The following is a 22,399-nucleotide window of genomic DNA, read 5'->3' as shown; positions in this document are numbered from 1 at the left end:
TTTATACAACCTCCTTTACCTTGACCTGCAGATTATTATCATCATCTACTACCGTATCAACTCCCATAGCCGGTAATTGATTCAGCAATGTCTGATAACAATCATCAAAATCAAAAGTGATCTCTATATTCTTTTTATCATATACTCTGATTTTCCTGATCAGTTCTACCACCACTGTGCGGGACAGTTCTTCAATATCCTGATATTTCACAAAATAATCCAGCCAGGTATTGGCATTGTCTGCTTTTTCCAGCTCACTATCCATTTCTTTCTGGATTGCACGGATACTCTCTTCCGCATTTCTAAGCCTCTTTCCATAGGCTGCATGAAGCTCTACATAGTCTTCTTTTGATACAATGCCCTCTTTCATATCCGAATAGAGCATCATCCGTAACTCCTTACAACGTTCTGTCTCCTGTTTTTTCTTCTCCAGCCTGTCCTGCAGCTTCTTCATATTGATCTCCTGAAATGGCACAGTACCAACAAATTCCAGGACTCTTTTCAGGTGCAGGATATTCTGGATATGCTGTTTCAGCATCACCAGTACGGCATCTTCCAGATCCTTTTCCGGTATTCTATGACTAGAACAGCGTTTTGTTTCTTTATTTGCGGAACATAGATAATAAGCATATTTTTTCCCTGCCACAGTAGAAACCTTTCTTGTCATAGGTGCACCACAATCCGCACATACAGCAATTCCGGATAACAGATATACTTGCTTTTGGTCAGGCGAAGTACGTGTATCCATGCCCAGAAGTCTCTGAACAATTTCAAAATCACGGTCACTCACCAATGGCTCATGATTTTTCTCAATCCGGATCCAGTCATCTTCTGGTTTCACATAAGTCTGCTTCACTTTATGGTTCGGTGTCGTCCTTTTTCCCTGCACAAGGTTTCCGATATAAACCTCGTTTTCCAGTATCCTGCGGACGGTAACGGAACTCCAAAGTGCCTGTTCTTTCTGCCGGAAGCCTGTTTCATAACGACTGCCGTTGCTGATTTTATACTCAAATGGGGAAAGAATACCCAGTTCATTTAGACGATTAGCGATCGCATCCTGACTCATTCCCTGCAGCTTCATCTTAAAAATATCCTGTACTACACTGCCTGCAGATGGATCAATCTCTAATTTATGCTTATCTGTCTTTGTCTTCCTGTATCCAAAAGCTACAAACGGAGTCACACACTCACCTTTTTTCCTCTTAATCTCAAGATTACTCCTGATCTTAATAGAAATGTCACGGCAATAAGCATCATTGATTAAATTCTTAAATGGGATAATAATTTCGTCTGCCTGATTCTTTCCCTTGAGACTGTCATAATTGTCATTGATGGCAATAAAACGCACACCAAGAGCCGGGAATAATCTCTCGATATACTTCCCGGAATCAATATATTCCCTTCCAAATCGTGATAAATCTTTTACCACTACGCAGTCTACAATCCCACGCCGGATATCTTCCAGCATTGCCTGGAATGCAGGACGATCAAAAGCTGACGTTAGATAACGATACTTTTGAAAACACTGGAAAATCAAGGTTTTTCGAGCGACGGACAAGCAGGGTATTGTACTAAAAACTGAATACGACGCAGAAGCGGCGTTTCTTACTCTCTACATGGGAGAACAGGAACGCCGCTTTTTTCATGCCCTTTGTTACGCAGTAGGGGCAGAAAAAGCCTTGCTACAAGCGGTTTTCCGGGCGCGTATCTGGCGCGGAAAGGGATTTATACCTTATCCCCCGAAACCGCGCTTCTACTGCGTAACAAATCCAAAGCAAAGGAGCTATGAACTATGGCAGTTTTCAGAGTGGAACGAAACAAGGGCTATACCGTAATGAGCAACCACCACCTACGCAACAAGGAGCTTTCCCTAAAGGCAAAGGGGCTGTTGTCGCAAATGCTGTCACTCCCCGAAGATTGGGACTACACCTTGAAAGGCTTATCCCTTATCAACCGGGAGAAGATAGACGCTATCCGCGAAGCCATTAAGGAACTTGAACGCGCCGGGTATATCGTCCGTTCAAGGGAGCGCGACGAGAAAGGACGCTTGCGGGGCGCGGACTATGTGATATTCGAGCAGCCGCAGCCGCCTACGCCGGATTTACCTACATTGGAAAATCCAACATTGGATAATCCAATGCAGGAAAAACCAACATTGGAAAAACCTACGTTGGAAAATCCAACGCAATTAAATAAAGATATACAAAGAACTGACTTACCAAAAAAAGAAAAATCAAATACAGATTTATCAAGTACCCATTCCATTCCTATCCTTTCCCCTAACCCCTCTCCTTGCAGAGAAGCGGCTGCGCCGCCGGAACGGAAAGGAACGGAAGCGGCAGCACAGAGCGCAGTTGATATATACCGGGAAATCATCAAGGACAATATCGACTACCACATTCTCAAACAGGACATGAAGTTTGACAGTGACAGGCTGGACGAGATTGTAGACCTCATGCTTGAAACCGTATGCACCGCCAGAAAGCGGGTACGGATTGCGGGGGACGACTACCCGGCAGAGCTTGTGAAGTCAAAGTTTATGAAACTAGACGGCGAGCATATCCGCTTTGTGCTTGACTGTATGCGGGAGAACACAACCAAAATCCGCAACATCAAGCAATATCTGAAAGCCGCCCTTTTCAACGCCCCGTCCACAATCGGCAACTACTACACTTCCCTTGTCGCCCATGACATGGCAAGCGGCGCACTGTCACCGAAAAAGCCGCAGTACGGCGACCCGGACTATTATTCATGCAATGAGGGCGAAAGCCTGTAACCACCCACAACCACAAAAGGAGGATTTTATTATGGCACAGAAAATGACAGGAGCATTGGTATTTGACGAGCGCACCGACCGTTACGACATCCGCTTTGACTTAAACAGCTACTACGGGGGCTTGCATTGCGGCGAGTGCTTTGACGTATTCGTGCGGGGCAAGTGGAAGCCGACCCGGATTGAGTACGGCGACAACTGGTATCTTGTGGGTATCAGAGCCGAGGACTTGAACGGGCTGCGGGTGCGTATCTGACCGCCGCCCCATAAAGAAACGCGAAAGGAGGACGCGACAAATTGCAGGACGAAGTAAACGAAAAGACCATAGCCCTTTACATCAAGACCGGGAAGCTGACCGCGCAGACGCTCCAAAAGGCAATGAAAGCCATACTGTCAAAGGGCAAAAAGCAGCTTGCAAAACCGCCACAGGGCAAGCAGAGCTTAAAGCAGCTTATGAAGCAGAACGCGGGCGTTTCCAACATTGAGATTACCGAGGGCAATATCAAAGCCTTTGAGAGTACGGCGAAAAAGTACGGTATCGACTTTGCGCTGAAAAAGGACGCGACGGAAAGCCCGCCCCGCTATCTGGTTTTCTTCAAGGGGCGGGACGCGGACGTACTGACCGCAGCCTTTAAGGAATTTTCCGCAAAAAAGCTGACACAGGAGAAAAAGCCCTCAATCCGAAAGCTGCTCTCTACCCTCAAAGAAGCTGCACAGGGCAGAAACGCGGAACGGGCAAAGGTCAAGAACAAGGACAGGGAGGTATCGCTATGAAGCCGGAAATCAAGAAGCTGCTTATCCTAAATCTCCCGTATCTGCTCTTTGTCTGGCTCTTTGATAAAGTGGGCGCGGCTGTCCGGCTCTCCCCCGGCGCGGACGCAAGCGCAAAGCTGCTACATCTTGGGGACGGTTTTACCGCCGCCTTTTCCAGTATCGCGCCGAGCTTCCACCCGGCAGACTTAGCTTTAGGCATTGCGGGGGCGGTCATTGTCCGGCTGATTATCTACACCAAAGGCAAGAACGCGAAGAAATACCGCCGCGGGACAGAATACGGTTCGGCGCGTTGGGGCGGGGCTGACGACATAAAGCCGTACACCGACCCGGTATTTGAGAACAATATCCCCTTAACGCAGACGGAACGGCTCACCATGAACAGCCGCCCGAAGCAGCCGAAATACGCAAGAAACAAAAATATCCTTGTAATCGGCGGTTCCGGCAGCGGCAAGACCCGGTTCTTTGTGAAACCGTCGCTCATGCAATGTACGTCAAAGGATTTTCCAACGTCGTATATCGTCACTGACCCGAAAGGAACACTGATTTTGGAAACCGGGAAAATGTTACAGCGGTACAAATACCGTATCAAAGTGCTAAATACGATTAACTTCAAAAAATCCATGAAATACAATCCCTTTGCCTATCTGCGGAGCGAAAAGGACATTTTGAAGTTAGTCAATACCATTATCGCCAACACCAAAGGCGACGGGGAAAAATCCGGCGAGGATTTCTGGGTGAAAGCGGAAAAGCTCTACTACACCGCGCTAATCGGCTACATCTGGTATGAAGCCCCGGAGGACGAGAAGAACTTCACGACGCTGCTTGAGATGATAAATGCGTCGGAAGCCCGCGAGGACGACGAGGATTTCCAGAACCCGGTTGACCTCATGTTTGAACGTCTGGAAGAAAAAGACCCGGAACATTTTGCAGTCAAGCAGTACAAAAAATACAAACTTGCGGCGGGCAAGACCGCAAAAAGCATACTTATCTCATGCGGCGCGAGGTTAGCCCCATTCGACATTAAGGAGCTGCGGGAGCTTATGGAAACCGACGAAATGGAGCTTGACACCATAGGCGACAGAAAGACCGCCCTTTTCGTCATCATCAGCGACACCGACGACACTTTTAACTTTGTCGTTTCAATCCTTTACACACAGCTATTCAACTTGCTTTGTGACAAGGCAGATGATGAATACGGCGGGCGGCTTCCCGTCCATGTTAGGTGCTTACTTGATGAATTTGCGAATATCGGGCAGATACCAAAGTTTGAAAAGCTCATTGCAACGATACGGAGCCGGGAAATATCCGCGTCAATCATCTTGCAGAGCCAGTCACAGCTAAAAGCCATTTACAAAGACAACGCCGATACCATAGTCGGCAACTGCGACACCACGCTTTTCTTGGGCGGCAAGGAGAAAACCACCCTTAAAGAAATATCGGAAATTTTAGGAAAAGAAACGATAGACAGCTTTAACACGTCCGAAACAAGGGGGCGGGAGCTTTCGCATGGGCTGAACTATCAGAAATTGGGAAAGCAGCTTATGACGGAAGATGAAATTGCAGTCATGGACGGAGGGAAATGTATCTTGCAGCTACGCGGGGTGCGCCCGTTCTTTTCGGACAAATTCGACATAACGAAGCACCCGAAATACAAGTACCTGTCCGACGCAGACCCGAAGAACGCCTTTGACATGGAAAAGCACCTTAAACGCCGCCCCGCCATTGTCAAGCCCGACGAGGTTTTTGACTATTACGAGCTTGACGCGGCAGACTTACAGGAGGACGCAGACCATGAGGAAACGTAGCGCAGAGGAAAAACAAAAGCAGCTTGAACGGTTTTTAATGAATGTTGCGGAAGCCGCCGACGCTGCATTATGGGAGTATTGGCGGGAAAAGGAAGCGGAACACCGCCGTTTTGCAACGGAGTATGTCACGCGCCGGGGGCTTATCCCGCAACAGTGACAGCATGGCAGACCGCCGGGGGACAGGGGAAGCTACACTTCCCCTACGCTGCCTTGCGGCAGCTACCCCTTTGTGAACTTGCGGGAAGCGAACACCTTGCTACGCAAGCTATTCACTTCCCGCAAGTCTGAAAAAAACGTCCGGCAGCACAGCGGAACACAGAAAGGAGCGATTGAAGCAATCACATCTATCCATACCGGCTACATGATACGCGCCCCCACTTTCCGGCGCAGTACACAGCGGCAGGAGCCGCACCCCTTACAACTGAATACCGCCGCGCCGCAGAACTTACGCAGCGCGGGGACAGCCGCCTTTACCAGAGGGCGGTTTTTTTGTGCGGCGGCGACCATACGCTGACCGCCTTTTGTCCGCTTGCCGGACAGCCGCAGACGCGGCAGAAAGGATATATTTATGGCATTTTTCAATAGCGCAGTAGACGTTTTGCAGACCCTTGTTGTAGCACTTGGAGCCGGGCTTGGTATCTGGGGCGTAATCAATCTGATGGAGGGCTACGGCAATGACAATCCGGGCGCAAAGAGCCAGGGCATGAAGCAGCTTATGGCGGGCGGCGGCGTTGCCCTTATCGGCATGACCCTTGTACCGCTGCTTTCCGGCTTGTTCGGTTAAGAAGCGCGGGTAAAGGCTTATGCAGAGCATACTTGACGCGATTAACGAATGGATAAAGGAAATCCTCATAGGAGCCATAAACGGTAATCTGTCAACTATGTTCGGGGACGTAAACGAAAAAGTCGGCACTATCGCCGCAGAGGTAGGGCAGACCCCGCAAGGGTGGAACGCAAATATATTCTCCATGATACAGACCCTTAGTGAAAATGTAATCGTACCCATTGCGGGGCTTGTCATTACCTACGTCCTATGCTATGAGCTTATCAGCATGGTAACGGAAAAGAACAATATGCACGACGTTGACACTTCCATGTTCTTCAAGTGGGTGTTCAAGGCGTTTGTGGCAGTCTACCTTGTGACGCACACCTTTGACATTACTATGGCGGTGTTCGATATGGCGCAGCACGTTGTTTCCGGCGCGGCGGGGGTAATCGGCGGCAGCACAGAGATTGATGTTGCCGCCGCCCTTGCTTCCATGCAGAGCGGGCTTGACGCTATGGAAATCCCCGAACTGCTCTTACTTGTCATGGAAACAAGCCTTGTGAGCTTGTGCATGAAAATCATGTCCGTACTGATAACCGTTATCCTCTACGGGCGCATGATAGAAATTTACCTTTACTGTTCGGTATCGCCTATCCCGTTTGCAACTATGACGAACCGGGAATGGGGGCAGATAGGAAACAACTACCTAAAATCCCTGTTCGCTATCGGTTTTCAAGGCTTCCTCATTATGATATGCGTCGGCATTTACGCGGTTCTGGTAAACAACATGATAATAGCGGACAATCTGCACAGCGCGATATTCTCCCTTGCAGCCTATACCGTTATCCTCTGTTTCTCCCTGTTCAAATCCGGCGCACTGGCGAAGTCGATATTCTCCGCGCATTAGCGGCGTGTCAAGGGCAGGGTGGAGATTTTCAGAGCGAAGCGGCGAAAATACGACCCGACCTTGACGCGGATAACCCCCATATAATACGGGCGGGCAAAGGGCATAGATTGACCTTTGCCTTGATTACCCTTATGGAAAATTACAGCAACACCAAACCCAGAGAAAGGAGGTTTTCACTTGGCGTATGTACCCGTACCCAAAGACTTATCCAAAGTCAAGACAAAAGTAGCTTTCAACCTTACCAAACGGCAGATTGTATGTTTTGCGGCGGCTCTCCTGTTCGGCTTGCCGCTTTTCTTTCTGCTCAAAGACAGCACAGGCACAAGCCTTGCGTCTATGGCTATGATTGCCGTCATGCTGCCCTGTTTCCTCTTTGCCATGTATGAGAAGCATGGACAGCCCCTTGAAGTGGTGGTGAAGAACATCATACGGACAAAATTCATAGCCCCCAAAGAACGACCATACAGGACAGACAACTTTTATTCCGTCTTAGAACGGCAGAGAAAACTTGAAAAGGAGGTATCAGCGATTGCAAAAGGAAACACGAAGAAACAGCGCGGCGGGAAGCACAAAGCCTAACCCGCCCCGCAAGCTCACCCGCGCCGAGAAAAAGCAGATTGCGGAAATCATCAGACAGGCAAAGGGCGACGGGAAAGCCCACACCGCGCAGCAGACAATCCCCTATATCCAGATGTACCCGGACGGTATCTGCAAGGTTACGGGACGGAAATACTCAAAGACCGTCGCCTTTGAAGATATTAACTATCAGCTTGCACAGGCAGACGACAAGACCGCCATTTTTGAGAACTGGTGCGACTTCCTCAACTACTTTGACGCTTCCGTTTCGGTGCAGCTTTCTTTCATCAATCAAGGGACGCAGCGCGGCGAAGCGGAAAAGGCGGTCAATATCCCGGCACAGGAGGACGCTTTCAATTCTATCCGCACAGAATACCGGGATATGCTGAAAAACCAGCTTGCAAAGGGCAACAACGGGCTTGTCAAAGCAAAATATATCACCTTTGCCATTGAAGCCGACAGTCTGGGCGCGGCGAAATCCCGCCTTGCCCGTATCGAAACGGACGTACTCAACAACTTTAAGCTCTTGGGCGTGTCTGCCCGCCCCATGACAGGCTATGAACGCCTTAAAATGCTGCATGGCATTTTCCACCCGGAGGGCGGGCAGTTTGCCTTTGATTTTTCATGGCTTGCCCCGTCCGGGCTTTCCACAAAGGACTTTATCGCCCCGTCCTCTTTCCGTTTTGGCGAGGGGCGTTATTTCCGCATGGGGCGCAAAATCGGCGCGGTTTCATTCCTTGAAATCCTTGCGCCGGAATTAAACGACCGTATCTTATCTGACATTCTGGACTTGGAAACGGGCGTTATCGTCAATCTGCATATCCACAGTATCGACCAGACCGAAGCCATAAAGACAATCAAGCGCAAGATTACCGACCTTGACAAAATGAAAATCGAGGAACAGAAGAAAGCGGTACGCAGCGGCTATGACATGGATATTATACCGTCCGACCTTGCCACTTTCGGCAGCGAAGCGAAGAATCTCTTACAGGACTTGCAGAGCCGGAATGAAAGAATGTTCCTCTTGACGTTCCTTGTGGTGAACATGGCGGACACGAAGCGGAAACTGGAAAATGACGTATTCGCGGCGGCGGGCATTGCACAGAAGAACAACTGCGCCTTAACCCGCCTTGACTACCAACAGGAAGCGGGGCTTATGTCCTCTGTACCGCTTGGGGAGAACCTTATCCCCATTCAAAGAGGGCTTACCACGTCAAGCACCGCTATCTTTATCCCCTTTATCACACAGGAGCTTTTCCAGACGGGCGCGGCTTTGTACTACGGCTTAAACGCCCTTAGTAACAACATGATACTCTGCGACCGCAAGCAGCTAAAGAACCCCAACGGCTTAATCTTGGGTACGCCGGGAAGCGGGAAATCCTTTGCCGCCAAACGGGAAATGACAAACGCTTTCCTCATTACCGACGACGACATAATTATCTGCGACCCGGAAGCAGAGTATTTTTCCCTTGTGCAGCGGCTTGACGGGCAAGTGATACGCTTATCCCCTACGGGCAAGGGCATTGACGGGAAGCCCCAGTATGTGAACCCTATGGATATTAACCTCAATTACAGCGAGGACGACAGCCCCCTTGCGCTGAAATCCGACTTTATCCTCTCCCTCTGCGAGCTTGTCATAGGCGGCAAGGAGGGCTTGCAGCCCGTCGATAAGACCGTCATTGACCGCGCCGTTAGGAACGTGTACCGCCCTTTCCTTGCAGACCCCGACCCGGAGAAAATGCCTATCTTGGGCGACCTCTACAACGAGCTTTTGAAGCAGCCGGAGCCGGAAGCGGCGCGTATTGCGGCGGCGTTGGAGCTGTATGTTTCCGGGAGCCTTAACGTATTCAACCACCGTACCAACGTGGAGCTGAACAACCGCCTTGTCTGCTTTGACATCAAGCAGCTTGGGAAGCAGCTCAAAAAGTTAGGTATGCTCATTGTGCAGGACCAGGTATGGAACCGCGTCACCGTCAACCGGGCAGAAAGGAAATCCACCCGGTATTTTATGGACGAATTTCATCTTCTCTTGAAAGAGGAACAGACCGCCGCCTATTCCGTTGAAATCTGGAAGCGTTTCAGAAAATGGGGCGGCATACCCACAGCCATTACGCAGAATGTCAAGGATTTGCTTGCTTCCCGCGAAGTGGAGAATATCTTTGAAAACTCTGATTTTGTCCTCATGCTCAATCAGGCGGCGGGCGACCGGGCTATCCTTGCGAAGCAGCTCAACATCTCCCCGCAGCAGATGAAATATGTCACCCACACCGAAGCGGGCGAGGGGCTTATCTTCTACGGGAACGTGGTGCTGCCCTTTGTAGACCGCTTCCCGAAAGACACCGAGCTTTACCGGGTAATGACGACGAAGCCGGAGGAAGTGGGCGAAGCATGAACGGGCTGAAAACTGACACCATCATCAACCGGGACGCGCTCTATGCCTTGCGGGAGCTTCCAGAGGAAAGCGTACACTGTTGCGTCACAAGCCCGCCCTACTATGCGCTTAGGGATTATGGGCTTGATATGCAGATTGGGCGGGAGGACACGCCGGAGCAGTACATTGACAGGCTGACCGAGGTTTTCCGCGAGCTGCGCCGGGTACTGCGTTCTGACGGTACGCTCTGGCTGAATATCGCGGACACCTACTGCGGCACAGGGAACAAGGGCTACCATGCAGACCCGAAGAACCCGAAAGGCAGAAACGGACAGCAGATTGCAAAAAACAACCGCGTTTCCGGCTGCAAACAAAAGGACTTAATCGGTATCCCTTGGCTTTTAGCTTTTGCCCTACGCGCTGACGGGTGGTATTTACGGAGCGACATTATCTGGCAGAAAGAAAACCCCATGCCGGAGAGCGTGAAAGACCGCCCTACCCGCTGCTATGAACATATCTTTCTGCTTACGAAGTCAAAGAAATATTTCTATGACGCAGCCGCCATAGCCGAGCCGTTAGCCCCCACAACGGCGGCGCGGTACCGCACCGGGCGCAGCGCGGGACAGAAATATGCGGACGAAGTACCCGGACAGGGGAAAGTACAGGGGCTTAACCGGGCGAGAAGCGGCAGCTACTACGACGAAGCCCTCATGCCGACCATGCGGAACAGGCGGGACGTGTGGCTTATCAATACCGTACCCTACAAGGGCGGGCATTTCGCCGCGTTCCCGCCAAAACTTGCCGAAACCTGTATCAAGGCGGGCTGTCCGAAAGGCGGCGTTGTGCTTGACCCCTTTTTCGGCAGCGGCACGACGGGAGCAGCCGCAAGGCAGCTTGACAGGCATTATATAGGCATTGAGATAAACGCCGAGTATTGCGCCCTTGCAAGGGCGCGGATTGGAGGGACAGAAAAATAAAACAGTATCGAGCGCGTGAGAAAGTCACGCAGAAAATGACCCGCGAGGGGGCTGTCGAGGTAAACGCCGCCACCGGGAAAAAGAAACGTATCAGCAAGCGGATAAGGGACGCGGACTTTGCAAAGACCGAAGCACCGCAGCCGCCGGAACAGGCAGCGCAGACCATACCGGGCGGCGCAGCTCCCGCGCCCACAGCCGCCGCGCCGCCGCTTCCCCATGCGCCGGGGGCAGAACGGGAACAGGACACCGCCGCAGCCGAGCGCGTCTTGGAGCGTATCGACGGGGCGCGTACCAGAAAGGCGAGCAAAAAGGCGGCGAGGAAAGCACAGGCAGAAGCCACAGCAAAAGAAAAATCTTCCCGCTTGCAGTTTACCGACGAGGAACGGGCAACGCCGGAGCTTGAAAGGTATATCCGAAAATCGGACAAAGCAGCCGACCGTCTGGACGCGGCAAAGGCGGCTATCCCCAAAGAAAAGAAACTTGTACGGGAGCGCACCTTTGATGAAGCCACCGGGAAAGGCAAGACCCGCCTACATTTTGAGGAACAGGAAAAGCCCATAGGAAGGAATAAGCCCCACAATAACCCGCTATCCCGCCCCGCACAGGAAGCGGGTATTTTCGTCCACAACAAGATACATTCCGTTGAAAAGGACAATTCCGGCGTTGAGGGGGCGCACAAATCCGAAGAACTGGCAGAGCGCGGCGCAAAGTACGGGACGCGGAAAGTCAAGGAGGGCTACCGCAGCCACAAGCTCAAACCCTACCGGGCGGCGGCAAAGGCAGAGAAAGCGGCGTTCAAGGCGAATGTGGATTTCCAGTACCATAAATCCCTACATGACAATCCGCAGATTGCGGGCAATCCCCTTTCCCGCTTCATGCAGAAGCAGCAAATCAAGCGGCAGTATGCAAAGTCGGCAAGGAAAGGCGGCGCAAAAACGGCGCAGAAAGCCGCAGAGAACACCCGCAAGGCGGCAAAAAAGACCGCCGAGGAAACAAAAAAGGCAATCGCTTTTGTAGGGCGGCACCCGGCGGGCGTATGTATCGCCGTTGCCGCGCTGCTCTTATTCATCATGGTATCGGCGGGGCTTTCCTCTTGCGGCTCCATGTTCTCCGGCTTGATGAACGGCATACTTGGGACTTCCTACACGTCGGAGGACAGCGACCTTGTGGCGACGGAAAATAATTACGCCGCAAAGGAAAACGAGCTTCAGCAGCAGATTGACAATATCGAAAGCACCCACCCCGGCTATGACGAATACCGCTATGACCTTGACAGTATCGGGCATAACCCCCATGAGTTAGCGTCCTACCTCACCGCCCTTTTACAGACCTACACCCCGCAGAGCGCACAGGCAGAACTAAACCGCGTCTTTGCCATGCAGTACACTTTGACGCTGACGGAAGAAACGGAAATCCGCTACCGCACAGAAACAAGCACAGACCCGGAAACAGGGGAAACGACCAGCGAGGAAGTACCCTACGAGTACCATATCCTCAACGTGAAGCTGACGAACAAGCCCATTTCCGAGATTGCGGAGGAACTTCTAACGCCACAGCAGCTTGAAATGTACCGCGTCTATCTGGAAACAAGCGGAAACAAGCCGCTGATTTTCGGCGGCGGCTCCCCCGATATGGGCGCGTCCGAGGATTTAAGCGGCGTACAGCTTGTAAACGGCACACGCCCCGGCAACACCGCCGTTGTAGACCTTGCGAAGCGGCAAGTCGGCAACGTAGGCGGGCGACCCTTTTGGAGCTGGTACGGATTTAACAGCCGCGTGGAATGGTGCGCCTGTTTTGTTTCATGGTGCTACAATCAAGCCGGGAAAAGCGAGCCGCGCTTTGCCGGGTGCCAGTCACAGGGCGTACCCTGGTTCCAGTCACGCGGGCAATGGGGCGCGAGGGGCTATGAGAATATCGCCCCCGGCGACGCTATCTTTTTCGACTGGGACGGGGACGGGAGCGCAGACCATGTAGGGCTTGTTATCGGGACGGACGGGGAGCGCGTCTATACCGTCGAGGGCAATTCCGGCGACGCCTGCAAGATAAAGAGCTACCCCGTCAATTACTCCTGTATCAAGGGCTACGGCTTAATGAATTGGAACTGACAACAAAAAAATGAAAATCTGAAAGGAGAAATTTATTGATGGCTATGAACAAAATTGAACGTATCGACAAGGAGATTGCAAAGACCCGCGAGAAAATCACCGAGTACCAGAATAAATTAAGGGGGCTTGAAGCGCAGAAAACCGAAGCGGAAAACCTGCAAATCGTACAGCTTGTGCGCTCCATGCGCCTTTCCCCGCATGAGCTTTCCGCTATGCTTTCCGGGGGCGGTATTCCGGGCATGGAAGCCGCGCCGGGCTACCCCGCAGAACCCGCAGACCACGACACCGAAGAAATGGAGGACACCGAGAATGAATAAGAAAATCCTTAGAACACTGACCGCACTTTGCGCCGCCCTTATGCTTTCGGGCGGCTTTTCCGTCACCGCTTTTGCACAGACCCCGGAGGGAGAGGACGACACCAACGACAGCGGCGTTGTCTACGAGGAACCCCAAAAGGAAGAACCCCTTACCCCGGACGGGAACGCGACCCTTGTAGACGATTTCGGCGGCAACAAGCAGCTTATCACCGTAACGACCAAAAACGGCAATTACTTTTATATCCTCATTGACCGGGACGACGAGGGCGAGAACACCGTACATTTCCTTAATCAAGTGGACGAAGCCGACCTCTTAGCACTTATGGAGGACGGAAGCACCGAAGCAGCCCCGCCCGCCGTTTGCAGTTGCACCGAAAAATGCGAAGCCGGAAAGGTAAATGTGAGCTGCCCCGTCTGCAAGGACAACATGACCGCTTGCAGCGGCAAGGAAGCAGAGCCGGAAACCGAGGAACCGCCGGAGCTGCCCAAAGAGAAAGGCAATGCGGGCGGGCTTGTGCTTTTCCTTGTCGTGGCACTTCTTGGCGGCGGGGGCGCGTTCTATTATTTTAAGTTTATGAAGCCGAAGCAAAACGTCAAGGGCGGCACCGACCTTGAAGATTTCGATTTTGACGACTACGACGAGGACGAGCCGGACGAGGGGGACGGGCTTTCTGATGAAGAACAGGAGGACGAGGAAGCATGACCCTGTTTACCGACAATCCCTTTGAAAAGATGATGATACAAAGACCGGGCGGGCGGCGTGACAATGCGCCGCCCGTTCCCCATTCCCCGGCTTGCGCTTCCTGTCCGTACAAAGGGCAGCTCCCTTGTGTGGGCTACTGTCTGAAACAGGTACAGGAGAAAAAGGCAAGTGAGCCGGAACGCTGAAAATGGACTTTTAATTTTCGTTTGCAACATCTATGAGATTTTCGTAATGCAAAAGTGTTATGTTATTTTCATTTTGCAGTTGGAGCTTTCTATCACGAATATTCTCAAAATCTTTACGGAGTCCGGCTATCACAGCATAGTAGATTTGATAAGGGCAATATTTGTATAATTGTCTGGGTAACTTTGTATTGGAGAATGAGTGCTTTTCCAATTCTGCTACAATTACATTCCAATTTGCAGCAATATACATTTGCCAATCCCTAACCTGTTCAATCCCTTTATTGATTACTTCCCCGAAACGAGTACCTTTTTCTTTTGTTATCCGCCCGTTGGGAGCTTCTAATTCCACAAAGACAAATTGATAACCGTCTGAACTATTACCTATGAGCAGATAATCAGCCACATAAGCCGACCCGATTTTGAACTCTGGAAAGATATAATTATCGTCATGGTGTCCTGTTCTGTAATAATGCCGTAATAAGCCAAACAAATAATTCCATGCACGATTAGAAGCTATCCAATTTAGTATAGCTCTTTCTGTTGTATCGGAAGAAGTAATCAGTTGATAAAACTCTTTTGTCGTATCATATATAGGTGTGAACCTTGAATAATGGTTGTTGGGAAATAGCGAAGTAGCACACTCAATAAAGTAATCCATTTCTTTGTTTTTACCGCGCCTGTAATGCCCGCCACGTTTTTTATTCATTGCTTCTTCCTGTTCATCAGTAGGAGCAAAAACATCGAAAGTATGTATTGATTTCATATTGTCACCTGTTTCTTATAGTAATGCTTAAAGTATAAACCAATTTCAAACCTAAAACAACCGAAAGGAGAACAGAAAATGAAACTGATTATTGCAGAAAAGCCGAGCGTGGCGCAGACTATCGCCGCCGCGCTTGGCGTTAAGGAAAAGAAAGACGGATATATCGAGGGCGGCGGCTGCCTCATTTCATGGTGCGTCGGGCATTTGGTACAGCTTGCGGAAGCTGCCGCCTACGGGGAGCAATATAAAAAATGGAGTTTTGAGAGCTTACCCATTCTGCCGGAGGAATGGCAGTACGCCGTTGACCCGGACAAGGGGAAGCAATTCAAAACCCTAAAAGAGCTTATGCACCGCGCCGACGTTTCCGAAGTGGTAAATGCGTGTGACGCGGGGCGCGAGGGAGAATTGATTTTCCGCTTTGTCTACGAAGCGGCGGGCTGCAAGAAGCCCATGCGCCGCTTGTGGATTTCCTCAATGGAGGACGGGGCAATCAAGGCGGGCTTTGCTTCCCTCAAAGACGGGCAGGAATACGACGCGCTCTTTGCGTCTGCCCTCTGCCGCGCAAAGGCTGACTGGCTTATCGGCATTAACGCCACCCGGCTTTTCTCCTGCCTGTATGGAAAGACCTTGAACGTGGGGCGCGTCCAGACCCCGACCTTAAAAATGCTCACCGACCGGGACGCGGCTATCTCCCATTTCCAGAAAGAAAAATATTATCATGTGCGCCTTGATTTATCCGGCGCGGAAGCGGCAAGCGGGAGGATTTCCGACAAGGCAGAAGCCGACGCGCTGAAAGGGGCTTGCGAAGCGGAAACGGCGGTATGCGTTTCCCTCACCAGAGAGAAGAAAACCGCAGCCCCGCCGAAGCTCTTTGACCTTACCTCTTTGCAGCGGGAAGCGAACCGCATTTTCGGCTACACCGCGAAGCAGACCCTTGACCTTGCACAATCCCTTTATGAAAAGCGGCTCCTTACTTATCCGAGGACGGACAGCAGCTTTCTTACTGACGACATGGGCGGCACCGCAGCGGGCATTATCGCGCTGCTTTGCGAAAAACTCCCCTTTATGGCGGGCGCGGACTTCACGCCGGAGGTTGTAAAGGTATTAGACAGTAAAAAAGTATCAGACCACCACGCAATCATTCCCACTATGGAGCTTGCAAAGGCTGACCCGGACGCGCTGCCGGAAAGCGAGAAGAATATCCTTACCCTTGCGGGGGCGCGTCTGCTTTTTGCCACCGCCGAGCCGCATATTTATGAAGCGGTTACGGCGGTTTTCTCATGCGCCGGGACAGACTTCACCGCAAGGGGAAAGACCGTACTTGCGGAGGGTTGGAAAGAGCTTCAACGCAGATACCGGGCGACGCTGAAAGATAAGCCCGAAGCGGAGGACGGGGAAAATGCAGACGTGACGCTGCCGAAGCTTTCCGAGGGACAGGGCTTTCCTAACCCCGCCGCAAAAGTAACGGAGCATACCACAACGCCGCCGAAGCCCCACAGCGAAGCAAGCCTTTTGTCGGCTATGGAACGCGCCGGGAACGGGGACACCGACCCGGACGCGGAACGCCGGGGGCTTGGCACTCCCGCCACCCGCGCCGCCGTCATTGAAAAACTGGTAAAGGGCGGCTTTGCGGAGCGCAAGGGGAAGCAGCTTATCCCTACCAAAAACGGGAACAGCCTTATCTGTATTCTGCCGGATATACTCACTTCCCCACAGCTTACCGCAGAATGGGAAAACAATCTGACGCAGATAGCAAAGGGAGCCGCAGACCCCGGCGAATTTCTGTCCGGCATTGAAGCTATGGCGCGGGAGCTTGTGCAGACACACGCCGCAGCACTGGACGGGAAAAAGGATTTGTTCCGGGAGGAAAAGCCCTCTGTCGGCAAATGCCCCCGTTGCGGTTCCCCCGTCCATGAGGGGAAGAAAAACTATTATTGCAGCAACAAAGAATGTGCCTTTGTCATGTGGAAGAATGACCGCTTTTTCGAGGAACGCAAGACCGCTTTTTCCGCGAAGATTGCCGCCGCGCTCCTTAAATCCGGCAAGGCGAATGTGAAGAAGCTCTACTCCCCGAAAACAGGCAAGACCTACGACGGAACTATCGTTCTGGCTGACACTGGCGGGAAATACGTCAACTACCGTATCGAAGTGCAGAAGAACTAAAAACTTGAATAGCAAGCATAGGAAGCGGGTACCCACTTCCGTAAATCCCCGTTGCGACGCTGACGCGCCGGACGGGGATTTTGCTTGTTGGGAAGTTTCCCAAACCCTCTTTTGCGGAGGGCTTCACCCTCTAAAAATTTTCAAAAATATTTGGCAGAAATGCGGGCGTACCCGTAGTAGACCATGCAGCCAAAAAATGCAGCTTATGACGCTGCCGCAGAGAAAGGAGGTTTTTCACTATGGCAAGTTTACGGGACACCGTAAAGGACTATCAAGACGAGCTTAGGGACGGTATCGCATGGGTGGCGTTCTGGAAACAGGGGCGTTCATGGAACGCGGAATATTTTCATCTTGATATGGACGATACGCTCTACCCGGAGGACAGGAGCCGGTTAGAGGAAATAAAAAGCATTGACCCCGCCGCCGTTATCTTAAACGGCTACTATTGCGGGCATTTAGGCGAGGACATGAGCCTTGACGAGCTGACCGCCGGAGTGCGTTACCACTACGAAAACAGCATGAACGACATTGACGGTTTTATCGGAGCGCATGACGACAGGCTTCCCCCGGAGGTTATCGAGGAAGCGAGGGCAGCCGCCCATGAAGCGGGGCTTCCCTTTTCCGAAAAGCCCTACCGGGACGGGGAGGATTTTAACCCCTATGTATTTGACGGGAGCATGAGCATTGAGGATTTTGAGCTTATGCACCGCATGATTGAAAAAGAAAGGAGCGAACAAATGGCAGAACCGATTTTAAGCGGCTATCTTTCCAATCTTGGGAAGTACACCGAGGGCAGACCCGCGGGCGAATGGGTGACATTCCCCACGACTGCCGAACATCTGAAAGAAGTCTTTGACCGTATCGGGATTGACTTCAAGCACTATGAGGAATGGCATTTCACAGAATTTCAATCCACTATCCCCGGCTTGACGGAGCATTTAAGCGAGTATTCCCACCCCGACGAGCTGAACTATTTAGGGAAGCTCTTGGAAATGCAGTTTGACGACGACCGGGAGAAATTCATTGCAGCCATTGAATACGGCGACCATGCCGACAGCTTACAGGACATTATCAACCTTGCACAGAACCTTGACTGCTACTGGATTTATCCGTCCGTCCACAATGAAGAAGAATACGGGCGTTATCTGGTTGATGAACTGGAAGAACCGGAACTTCCCGAAGAAGCGAAAAAGTATTTCATGTATGAGGAATACGGGCGGGACGCTTCCATTAACGACGACGGTATGTTTACCGAAAAGGGCTATATCTACAACAACCGCAACACCTTTACAGAATGGTACGACGGGCGCGACGTGCCGGAGGAATACCGGGTAACGCCGCAGCCCCCGCAGCCGGAAAGACCCGACCCGTCAAAGGTAGAAATGGACGCAGCCGCGCCGGGGCAGAGAACGGCGCAGACCGCAGAGCAGCCACAGGAGCCGCGCCCGGTTATCCCTATCGTGCTGACGAGCGAGAAGCCCGCCGAAAAGCTCAAAGAGATTACCGACCGTCTGGAACAGGGTATTGCGGAACTCTTTGACAGCGAGCGTTACCGGGAATATCTGAAAGTCATGTCAAAATTCCATAATTACAGCTTCCGAAACACCGTCCTTATCGCCATGCAGAAGCCGGACGCTTCCCTTGTGGCGGGCTTTTCCGCTTGGAAGAACAACTTTGAACGAAACGTGATGAAAGGGCAAAAGGGAATTAAAATCATTGCTCCGTCACCCTATAAAATCAAACAGGAAATGCAGAAAATCGACCCGCACACGCAGAAGCCCGTTATCGGCAAGGACGGGAAGCCCGTCACCGAGGAAAAGGAAGTCACCATACCCGCCTACAAGGTGGTATCCGTCTTTGACGTTTCCCAGACCGAGGGAAAGGAGCTGCCGGACATTGCGGTTGACGAGCTGACAGGCGACGTTGACCGCTACAAGGATTTTTTCGCAGCCCTTGAAAAGACTTCCCCCGTTCCTATCGCCTTTGAGAATATCGAGGGCGGCTCTCATGGCTACTACCACTTGGAGGACAAGCGCATTGCTATCAACGAGGGCATGAGCGAATTACAGACCTTAAAGACCGCTATTCACGAAATCGCCCATGCGAAGCTGCACGACATTGACCTCAACGCGCCAAAGGACGAGCAGCAGCCCCACGTTGACCGCCGCACCCGCGAAGTCGAAGCGGAAAGCGTCGCCTATACTGTCTGCCAACATTACGGGCTTGACACGTCGGACTACTCTTTCGGCTATGTCGCCGGGTGGAGCAGCGGGCGGGAGCTGTCCGAGCTGAAAAGCTCCCTTGAAACGATACGCAGCGCAGCCGCCGAGATTATCAATTCCATAGACGAGAACTTAGCGGAGCTGCAAAAGGCACAGGACAAGGAGCAGACCGCCGGACAGGAGCAGCCCACCAGAGAGGGACAGGAAGCCGCGCCGGAGAAGCCGGATCCGGAAGCAGCCGCACCGGGAAAATCCGGCGCACAGGAAAAAGCGGGCGCAGCCCCGAAAGAAGCCTTTACCCCGGAAACGATTTACAGAGTGCGCCGGAACCCTTACAGCGACAGCCGGGAAAACAGCTACCTCTTGCAAGCCTATGTGACACAGGAGAACGGGCGGGCGAAAATGGGCGACGTGCTTTATACGGGAACGCCGGAGAAATGCCGCGAGCTTATGGGGCAGCTCAAAAGCGGCGAGCTGACCGAGGGCGACGTGAAGCAGCTTTACGCAAAGGCACAGGAAACGGCGCAGACCGCCGGACAGGACAAAGACACCTTTTCCATTTACCAGATAAAGGGCGGGGACGAAACAAGGGATTTCCGCTTTGAGCCATACGACCGCCTGCAGGCGGCGGGAAATGTGGTTGACAGGGCGAACTATGAGCTTGTCTATTCCGCGCCCCTTGCGCCGGAAACTTCCCTTGAAGATATTTACACCTGTTTCAATATCGACCACCCCAAAGATTTTAAGGGACACAGCCTTTCCGTTTCCGACGTGGTAGTGCTTCATCAGGACGGACAGGACGCGGCGCATTTCGTTGACAGTGTAGGTTTTCGGGAAGTGCCGGAGTTTTTACAGGAGCAAAAGCAGCTTACCCCGGACGACTTGGAAACGGGCGAAACTGTCAAGACACCGAGGGGGACTTTCCATGTGACCGCCATGAGCCGGGAGCAGATAGAAGCCGCCGGATATGGCTTTCACCACCAGTCGGACGACGGAAAGTATCTGATTATGGGGAATGGGACGCGGGCGTTTGCCGTTGCCGCAGAACAGGCGCAGCGGGACAATCCCTTGAAAACCGCCGAGCAGACCACAGAGCAGAACGGGAACATGATTGACGGTATCATCAACAACACCCCCACCGTTGACGAACTGGAAGCAAAGGTAAAGGCGGGCGAGCAGATTTCCCTTGTTGACCTGGCTAACGCTGTCAAAGCCGACAAGGAGCGCGGCAAGGGAGCGAAGCCGGAAAAGAAACCCTCTATCCGGGCGCAGCTTAGAGCCGACAAGGAAAAGGCACAGAAGAAAAACGCAAAGCAGAAGTCACAGGACTTGGAAAGGAGCTGACCCATGCCGGAACAGAGCAAATTTGAAAACATGGATTTGTTTGCTTCCCTTGAAGCGATTATGAAGCAGAACACAGGCTTTTACCAGAGCGACTTAGACATTGACAAAGAGATTATCGCAAAGGCGGCGGCAAGCCCCCACAGGGAGGACAAAACACTTTTGTGGTTCTGCCGCCCGTCCGGGACGCACTGTTTCCGGGAGCGCGACGTTTTCCTCAAAGACACCGCGCCCCACAACACATGGCGTTTCTACATGGAGCAGACAAGCGACCGCGTTCTTGCCTATGCAATCGAGCTGACGGGAAAGGAGCGCGGGAAAATCAAGGGCAATCTGTACGAACTGGACTACTCTAAACATTATGAGCGCGTCAAGGAAAAGGAGCTGCCCGCCGATACGGTGAAGCTGATTTATGAGCATGGGGAAAGGGTACAGGAAGCCGGGAGATATTTTGACGGAACCCCAGACCCGCAGCTTGGGAAATTTGAACGCTTTGAAGCCGTACCCAACGACCCGGACGCGCTGCAATCGCTCTTACAGGAAGAACGGCGCAGCCGGGAGCAGCTTTCGCCGGGGGATTTCAAGGCGCATATTGCCGCTTTGCGGGACGGGCTGATTGAAACGGAAGCGCGGCGCATTGTGCGGGAAATGAAGCGGCATTACGAGCCGAACAGCCCGAACAAGACCCATTTCATGGCAGAGCTTTCCCCGGCGTTCATGCGGCTTGCAGCCACAAAGGACACTGACCGCCTTTTCTCCATGCTGCCCTACAAGACCCTTTCCTTTTCCAAAATCGAGGGCAGACATGGGACGTATGCGCTGATTGACAAGGGGGAGAACCGGGACAGGGAGATAAGGAAGCCCCGCCCCTCTATCCGGGCGCAGCTTAAAGCAGACAAGGCAAAGACCGCCCCGAAAAAGGCGGCGGCAAAAACAAAAAATCACGATATGGAGGTATGAGCATGATTAGACTGACTGTTGAAGAAACAAACCTTTTGAGCATTTACAACGAGGGCGGCAAGCGGGCTTTGATTGAGAATGTCAACGCCGCGCTGCCCTACATGGACGCGGATATGCGGGAGCTTGCAAAGCGCACCCTTTCCAAAGTGGACGCTTTGACCGAAGCGGAATTTGCAGAGCTTCCCATTTACGCCGCTGATGAAGTATGAACGGGGTTAAGCGGCTGACGCCGCCCCAGAGCCGGAAAGTCAACGCCCTTGTGCGCCGGACGTGCTGCAATTATGATAACGGGAACTGTATCTTACTGGACGACGGGGACGAGTGCGTATGTCCGCAGCTCATTTCCTATTCGCTTCTCTGCAAGTGGTTCCGGGTTGCGGTGCTTCCCGCCGACAGGCTGCTTTATGCGGAGCTTTACCAGACAGGGGATAAGAAGAAATGTACCGAGTGCGGCGCGTTCTTTGCGTCAACCTCTAACAGTGTCAAATACTGCCCCGTCTGCCGGAAACGTATCACCCGCAGACAAGCCGCCGAGCGCATGAGGAAAAGACGCGCCCCTGTTACGCAGTAGGCGCGGAAAATCCCTTGATTTACAGGGCTTTCCGGGCGTGAAAATCGGATAGGCGATACTTTATACCTTTACCCCCAAAAATGGCGTTCTACTGCGTAACATTCACGAAAACAGCACCCA

The 22,399-nt window shown here is 52.1% G+C and carries 22 protein-coding genes; 19 read left to right on the top strand and 3 right to left on the bottom strand.

Annotation, left to right across the window (positions count from 1 at the left end):
* Position 1: 1 nt before the first annotated feature.
* Positions 2-1,537, bottom strand: coding sequence for a recombinase family protein (locus tag V8Q34_RS02405; RefSeq protein ID WP_442893841.1), 1,536 nt, complete (start codon positions 1,535-1,537; stop codon positions 2-4).
* Between the two features lie 255 nt (positions 1,538-1,792).
* Between V8Q34_RS02405 and V8Q34_RS02400 the strand changes: the two genes are divergently transcribed.
* From V8Q34_RS02400 to V8Q34_RS02380, 5 genes are read left to right on the top strand one after another with little or no spacing between them, the layout of a single operon-like run.
* Entirely contained in the window at positions 1,793-2,776 is a 984-nt protein-coding gene (locus tag V8Q34_RS02400) for a DUF6017 domain-containing protein (RefSeq protein WP_007037034.1), read from the top strand.
* A 31-nt stretch (positions 2,777-2,807) separates the two neighbouring features.
* A complete protein-coding gene (locus tag V8Q34_RS02395) occupies positions 2,808-3,029 on the top strand; it encodes a DUF5348 domain-containing protein (protein ID WP_002569164.1) in 222 nt (73 codons plus the stop codon).
* Positions 3,030-3,070: 41 nt separating this feature from the next.
* Entirely contained in the window at positions 3,071-3,547 is a 477-nt protein-coding gene (locus V8Q34_RS02390; RefSeq protein WP_007037035.1) for a PcfB family protein, read from the top strand.
* Positions 3,544-5,352, top strand: coding sequence for a VirD4-like conjugal transfer protein, CD1115 family (locus tag V8Q34_RS02385; protein ID WP_007037036.1), 1,809 nt, complete (start codon positions 3,544-3,546; stop codon positions 5,350-5,352). The genes V8Q34_RS02390 and V8Q34_RS02385 overlap by 4 nt, the downstream gene beginning before the upstream one ends.
* The gene (locus V8Q34_RS02380) at positions 5,339-5,509 is read left to right on the top strand and encodes a hypothetical protein (protein WP_002569167.1); all 171 of its coding nucleotides are present in this window, start codon (positions 5,339-5,341) and stop codon (positions 5,507-5,509) included. Before V8Q34_RS02385 ends, V8Q34_RS02380 begins: the two co-directional genes overlap by 14 nt.
* A 200-nt stretch (positions 5,510-5,709) precedes the next feature.
* Here V8Q34_RS02380 and V8Q34_RS02375 read toward each other — a convergent pair whose 3' ends face one another.
* Positions 5,710-5,859 carry a hypothetical protein gene (locus V8Q34_RS02375; protein ID WP_004607952.1) on the bottom strand — a complete coding sequence of 50 codons (150 nt, stop codon included), beginning with the start codon at positions 5,857-5,859 and terminating at the stop codon, positions 5,710-5,712.
* A gap of 61 nt (positions 5,860-5,920) precedes the next feature.
* On the opposite strand from V8Q34_RS02375, the gene V8Q34_RS02370 reads away from it, so the two are divergent.
* The 9 genes from V8Q34_RS02370 (at position 5,921) to V8Q34_RS02330 (ending at position 14,259) form a co-directional block, all read left to right on the top strand.
* Positions 5,921-6,136, top strand: coding sequence for a Maff2 family mobile element protein (locus V8Q34_RS02370; RefSeq protein ID WP_002569168.1), 216 nt, complete (start codon positions 5,921-5,923; stop codon positions 6,134-6,136).
* A 19-nt stretch (positions 6,137-6,155) separates the two neighbouring features.
* Positions 6,156-7,025, top strand: a complete 870-nt coding sequence (locus V8Q34_RS02365; protein WP_002584320.1) for a VirB6/TrbL-like conjugal transfer protein, CD1112 family — start codon at positions 6,156-6,158, stop codon at positions 7,023-7,025.
* A 177-nt stretch (positions 7,026-7,202) separates the two neighbouring features.
* Positions 7,203-7,604, top strand: a complete 402-nt coding sequence (locus V8Q34_RS02360; protein WP_007037042.1) for a PrgI family protein — start codon at positions 7,203-7,205, stop codon at positions 7,602-7,604.
* Positions 7,555-9,993, top strand: coding sequence for a VirB4-like conjugal transfer ATPase, CD1110 family (locus tag V8Q34_RS02355; RefSeq protein ID WP_006876011.1), 2,439 nt, complete (start codon positions 7,555-7,557; stop codon positions 9,991-9,993). Before V8Q34_RS02360 ends, V8Q34_RS02355 begins: the two co-directional genes overlap by 50 nt.
* A complete protein-coding gene (locus V8Q34_RS02350; protein WP_006876012.1) occupies positions 9,990-10,949 on the top strand; it encodes a DNA-methyltransferase in 960 nt (319 codons plus the stop codon). Before V8Q34_RS02355 ends, V8Q34_RS02350 begins: the two co-directional genes overlap by 4 nt.
* Before the next feature lie 35 nt (positions 10,950-10,984).
* Complete coding sequence (locus tag V8Q34_RS02345; RefSeq protein ID WP_007037045.1) at positions 10,985-13,054, top strand: C40 family peptidase; 2,070 nt, start codon at positions 10,985-10,987, stop codon at positions 13,052-13,054.
* Between the two features lie 38 nt (positions 13,055-13,092).
* A complete protein-coding gene (locus V8Q34_RS02340) occupies positions 13,093-13,371 on the top strand; it encodes a DUF4315 family protein (protein ID WP_004607957.1) in 279 nt (92 codons plus the stop codon).
* Positions 13,364-14,074, top strand: coding sequence for a DUF4366 domain-containing protein (locus tag V8Q34_RS02335; protein ID WP_004607958.1), 711 nt, complete (start codon positions 13,364-13,366; stop codon positions 14,072-14,074). The genes V8Q34_RS02340 and V8Q34_RS02335 overlap by 8 nt, the downstream gene beginning before the upstream one ends.
* A complete protein-coding gene (locus V8Q34_RS02330) occupies positions 14,071-14,259 on the top strand; it encodes a hypothetical protein (protein WP_004607959.1) in 189 nt (62 codons plus the stop codon). The genes V8Q34_RS02335 and V8Q34_RS02330 overlap by 4 nt, the downstream gene beginning before the upstream one ends.
* Before the next feature lie 10 nt (positions 14,260-14,269).
* Here V8Q34_RS02330 and V8Q34_RS02325 read toward each other — a convergent pair whose 3' ends face one another.
* Positions 14,270-15,022, bottom strand: coding sequence for a Shedu anti-phage system protein SduA domain-containing protein (locus tag V8Q34_RS02325; protein ID WP_004607960.1), 753 nt, complete (start codon positions 15,020-15,022; stop codon positions 14,270-14,272).
* 78 nt (positions 15,023-15,100) lie between these two features.
* Here V8Q34_RS02325 and V8Q34_RS02320 point away from each other — a divergent pair, with 78 nt between their 5' ends.
* The 5 genes from V8Q34_RS02320 (at position 15,101) to V8Q34_RS02300 (ending at position 22,279) form a co-directional block, all read left to right on the top strand.
* Positions 15,101-17,185: a DNA topoisomerase 3 gene (locus tag V8Q34_RS02320; RefSeq protein ID WP_007037046.1), complete on the top strand. Its 2,085-nt coding sequence runs from the start codon at positions 15,101-15,103 to the stop codon at positions 17,183-17,185.
* Between the two features lie 239 nt (positions 17,186-17,424).
* Complete coding sequence (locus V8Q34_RS02315) at positions 17,425-20,751, top strand: antirestriction protein ArdA (protein ID WP_006859298.1); 3,327 nt, start codon at positions 17,425-17,427, stop codon at positions 20,749-20,751.
* A gap of 3 nt (positions 20,752-20,754) precedes the next feature.
* Entirely contained in the window at positions 20,755-21,708 is a 954-nt protein-coding gene (locus V8Q34_RS02310; RefSeq protein ID WP_002585090.1) for a hypothetical protein, read from the top strand.
* Entirely contained in the window at positions 21,705-21,917 is a 213-nt protein-coding gene (locus tag V8Q34_RS02305; RefSeq protein WP_004607965.1) for a transposon-transfer assisting family protein, read from the top strand. Before V8Q34_RS02310 ends, V8Q34_RS02305 begins: the two co-directional genes overlap by 4 nt.
* Complete coding sequence (locus tag V8Q34_RS02300) at positions 21,914-22,279, top strand: cysteine-rich VLP domain-containing protein (RefSeq protein ID WP_002585089.1); 366 nt, start codon at positions 21,914-21,916, stop codon at positions 22,277-22,279. Before V8Q34_RS02305 ends, V8Q34_RS02300 begins: the two co-directional genes overlap by 4 nt.
* The last annotated feature ends 120 nt before the right edge of the window (positions 22,280-22,399 follow it).

Source organism: Blautia sp. JLR.GB0024, from assembly GCF_037000545.1.
Classification (GTDB): Bacteria; Bacillota; Clostridia; order Lachnospirales; family Lachnospiraceae; genus Blautia; species Blautia celeris.
This window is presented reverse-complemented; position numbering and strand designations above follow the sequence as displayed.